This is a genomic window from Gluconacetobacter entanii (genome assembly GCF_003206495.1).
In the GTDB taxonomy this organism is placed as follows: Bacteria; Pseudomonadota; Alphaproteobacteria; order Acetobacterales; family Acetobacteraceae; genus Novacetimonas; species Novacetimonas entanii.
Genome location: NZ_NKUF01000148.1, coordinates 1 through 4484, shown reverse-complemented (window position 1 = coordinate 4484; position 4484 = coordinate 1). Strand labels below are relative to the sequence as shown.

3 protein-coding genes and 1 pseudogene are annotated in these 4484 nt (G+C 57.6%); all 4 read right to left on the bottom strand.

Annotated features, from left to right (window positions below; all coding sequences use genetic code 11):
- Positions 1–261 (bottom strand): helix-turn-helix domain-containing protein (locus CFR72_RS16990; protein ID WP_167400439.1); only part of this gene is annotated, 261 nt, incomplete at its 3' end.
- Positions 258–1163 (bottom strand): protein rep, encoded by a 906-nt coding sequence (locus CFR72_RS16985; protein WP_244182363.1) that lies wholly within the window; start codon positions 1161–1163, stop codon positions 258–260. The genes CFR72_RS16985 and CFR72_RS16990, both read right to left, overlap by 4 nt.
- Before the next feature lie 868 nt (positions 1164–2031).
- Positions 2032–2949 (bottom strand): protein rep, encoded by a 918-nt coding sequence (locus CFR72_RS16980; RefSeq protein ID WP_279629178.1) that lies wholly within the window; start codon positions 2947–2949, stop codon positions 2032–2034.
- A gap of 1063 nt (positions 2950–4012) precedes the next feature.
- Positions 4013–4309 (bottom strand): annotated as a pseudogene (locus CFR72_RS16975) (tyrosine-type recombinase/integrase); the annotation flags it as partial.
- Positions 4310–4484: the final 175 nt, after the last annotated feature.

The window sequence follows — 4484 nt, the reverse complement described above, 5'->3', positions numbered from 1 at the left end:
CAGTGCCTTGAGCGCATATTGCTGACTGGTCTGGCTGACGGCGCGGACAAAGTCCACCTCGCGGCGCAGAATGGTAAGCTCCCGCGCCTGCGTCACGTAATTGAGGTTGTCACCCGTTCTAGCCTGATAGTTCCGCCAGTGATTGCGGCGCTGCTCAAGGGCAAGGTTCCACACAAGACGGCACACGCCAGCGAATTGCAGGAAGGATTCCTCCTGCAAGGCGGTAGGCTTGAGCCTGTATGTGAAGCCACGAAACGTCATGTCGACAACTTAATATGAATGAGGGCTGACGGTTCCGCATCGGCCTGACGGTAACGGCGATATTTCCGATCAGCAGGACGCCAGTTAAACCCGACACGCCCCCCATCGTCTTGTTCCCCGTCTCCATCGGTCAGAGCAAGTTCCTCGTCGCTCTCCTGCCCTTCCTTGAGCACATTCTTGAGCGCCCCGCCCGTTGCTACAAACCGGAGCTTATGGACTTGCCTGGTCAACTCCATGAACCATTCCGGATCGGTGGTCATGTCGGCAGGCTTCACCGCATATTTCAGGGTTTCCGCCGCCGCCTGCTGAATGGCCTGTGTGCCGTCCTCTCCCTTGCGTGGATGCACCGCCCGCACGTCCACACTGGGGGCATAGTTCAACCGAGCGCAGGACTGCCACACCTCCACCCAGCGGGCCTGTTTGACGTAGTATTTCCCCTGAAAATACGACTTCGGCACCATCAGCAGCGCATGAAAGTGCGGGTGTGCTGAACCGTCCTTGCCCCGCGTCACCTCGGTTGTTCGTATCCAGCCCTGCACGGGCTTGAACTCTGGCCGCTTCACCAACCGCCCCCATGACGCATTAAGAGCCTTCAGGGTGGCCCGTAGATCGTCCACGGGGCAATTCCGCACCGTGAGGGTCAGAAAGAGCCACCGCACCCCTGTATGGGCTTCTATGAGGCCGGGAAGGGCTTGGTAGAAACGGGCCTGCCACATGAGCGAACGCCTCCACTGGCACACCGGGCAATGACGCACCCGGCAGAACTGCGCTTCCTTGAGTTTTAACCGGGCCTCGCCGGTTTCGGGGTCATGGGCTTCACTGAACCGCAGAACCCCCGAACACTTGCCAATCCGCTCCGCCAGCCGCTCAAACTCCCGCGCCTCGCCATAGATAGCCTGCACGTCCTGAGCCTGCGCCCGGTGGACTTCCCACGGCTTATCCCGTGGCGATAAATCGGAAAGGGAACTGTCTTGGTGTCGTAAACGACGTGTGTTATGATCCTCGCAAGTGCAGCAATGCACGGAAAAACCCCTGTTATTTTGTGTGTCTCGACAACCACAAGATGCAGGGTTTTTCTTTGTTCTGTCAAATCCAAAAAAAACCGCAGTCACTCTAGGGCTTGAGCCTAAAACTACGACCGCGAATTATCCCTTAAGTATAAATACAAGGTGCGAAAACCGCATTTTCGCCGCCCCGCGCACGTCCTCGCACAGCTCCGGGGCTCGCGGTGCGGCGCTACTGCTCCCACTCTCCATGCCCATTCTTACGGTCTCAAATTCGGGACAGGTTTTGCGTGGTTATATGTCACGCATCGGGGGAATGTGCGGGCAATCACCACCCCCCACCAGACGCCTACCGGCGGCCTACGGCGCTCCCGCTCTGCGCTCGCTCTGGTGCTGCACCGGCTTTGTGCTGTGCCCGTCTGCTTGCTCAAGGGGCGGGAGCGAACTGGAAGGGTCAGAGGCCAAACGTGACACGTCACGGAATGGGGGAAAGGTGGCAACCGCCCACCCGTTGAGCGCCGCAGGTGCGAATAAGGTTGTGTGAAGTTGGTTCACCGCTTGCGGTGAGCCTACTTCACCTGTCCTGCCCGCGATTATGATGATATTCTTACGCCAAAGATGGTTACATGCTCGTGCAAATCTCGGACAAACCTCGGACAAACCTCGGACATATCAGAGTGCAAAACTCTGCATAAACTCGGTCACTTTCTGGCGTAAAAAAACGAAGTAAAGGGCGTACTTATGCAAACTGGTGTTTGCGTGCGTTTCACCCGTCCTCAATGTCGATCTGTCTGGGGTCATGAATGAGGGCTGACGGTTCCGCATCGGCCTGACGGTAACGGCGATATTTCCGATCAGCAGGACGCCAGTTAAACCCGACACGCCCCCCATCGTCCTGTTCCCCGTCTCCATCAGCCAGGGCAAGTGCTTCATCACTCTCCTGCCATTCCTTGAGCACGTCTTTCAGCACCCCGCCGGTCGCCACAAACCGCAGCTTGTGAACCTGTCGCGTCAATTCCATGAACCATTCCGGGTCGGTGGTCATATCGGCAGGCTTCACCGCATATTTCAGGGTTTCCGCCGCCGCCTGCTGAATGGCCTGTGTGCCGTCCTCTCCCTTGCGGGGATGCACCGCCCGCACGTCAACACTAGGGGCATAGTTCAACCGAGCGCAGGACTGCCACAGTTCAACCCAACGAGCCTGTTTGACGTAATGGCGGGTAAACCAAGAAGGCGGCACCATCAGCAGAGCATGAAAGTGTGGGTGTGCTGAACCGTCCTTGCCCCGCGTTACCTCGGTTGTCCGTATCCAGCCTTGCACGGGCTTGAACTCTGGGCGAAGCACCAACCGCCGCCAGCTCTCGTTCATAGCCTTAAGAGTGGCCCGTAGATCGTCCACGGGGCAATTCCGCACCGTAAGGGTCAGAAAGAGCCACCGCGCCACTCTATGAGCCTCTACGAGCGCCGGTAACGCCTGATAAAACCGAGCCTGCCACATGAGCGAACGTCTCCACTGACAGACGGGACAATGCCGCACCCGGCAGAACTGCGCTTCCTTCAGCTTTAACCGGGACTCACCAGTTTCTGGGTCATGGGCTTCACTGAACCGCAGAACCCCCGAACACTTGCCTATCCGCTCCGCCAGCCGCTCAAACTCCCGCGCCTCGCCATAAATGGCCTGCACGTCCTGAGCCTGCGCCCGGTGAACGTCCCACGGCTTATCCCGTGGCGATAAATCGGAAAGGAAAGTGTCTTGGTGTAGTTTACGACACGTGCTATCTTCCTCGCAGGTGCAGCAATGCACGGAAAAACCCCTGTTATTTTGGTTGTCTCGCAGCTCCCAAGATACAGGGGTTTTCTTCTACGGGTCAATTCCTAAAAAAACCGCAGTCGCTCTAGGGCTAGACCCCAAAACTACGACCTGCATTTATCCCTTAAGTATAAATACAAGGTGCGAAAACCGCATTTTCGCCGCCCCGCGCACGTCCTCGCACAGCTCCGGGGCTCGCGGTGCGGCGCTACTGCTCCCACTCTCCATGCCCATTCTTACGGTCTCAAATTCGGGACAGGTTTTGCGTGGTTATATGTCACGCATCGGGGGAATGTGCGGGCAATCACCACCCCCCACCAGACGCCTACCGGCGGCCTACGGCGCTCCCGCTCTGCGCTCGCTCTGGTGCTGCACCGGCTTTGTGCTGTGCCCGTCTGCTTGCTCAAGGGGCGGGAGCGAACTGGAAGGGTCAGAGGCCAAACGTGACACGTCACGGAATGGGGGAAAGGTGGCAACCGCCCACCCGTTGAGCGCCGCAGGTGCGAATAAGGTTGTGTGAAGTTGGTTCACCGCTTGCGGTGGGCCTACTTCACCTGTCCTGCCCGCGATTATGGTCAGGTTTTCATGCTCCCTCGCGTGCGCGCGCGTACTCGCAGCCTGAATATCTGGTTTCGTCAGGTTTTCCCAATATCCTCGCGCGCATCGCGCGTAGGGTCTGTCTCATTTGTAGCGGCCACACCTGTGTAACTCGCGTACGGTTTGGGCCGCAGAGATAAACCAAAGGGTCCGCACAGTTATCAGCATCCCAATCCGCTGTCAGTTACACCGGTTACACATCTATCCCAAGCGGATGTAACCAAATCACTCGCATGAGAGTGGCTGTTTTCTGTCATTTTCCAGATTGGTTACACCGGTTACACTGGTTACACCCAAAAACACAGACCCCGAATGGCAATCGAGGGTGTGACCTGTCGCGTCATGGGCGGTTCCGGTGTGACCCGCAGCAATAGGCAGCCCATTCATCCATCAGGGCGCGGCGCTTCTCAAACAGGTCTCCCCTTCGATAAGCGGCTTCAACCTTGTTGCCGACCGCATGGGCAAGCGCCATCTCCACAACCTCATTCGGGTAATCGGTTGCCTCCGCTGCCCAGTCCCGGAACGTGGAGCGCAGGCCATGCACGGTCACGTCCTCGGTCCCGGCTGCAAGATGCAAAGCCTTGGACAGCGCCACGTCAGTCAGGGGGCGTGATGGCCTGTATCCGGGAAAGACAAAGTAGGAAAACTCATGTTTTTGGTACGCCCTGAAACACTCTGGGACGTAGGTTAGGCGGATTTTGAGTCCGCCATTTATTTTCAGAAAATCGCAGAATATAGCCGTTTTTCAGGGGTCGCCTTTTGGCTTACCCCCCTTAATACCCCTCTTAAAACTGCCGCTTGGATGGCTTTGG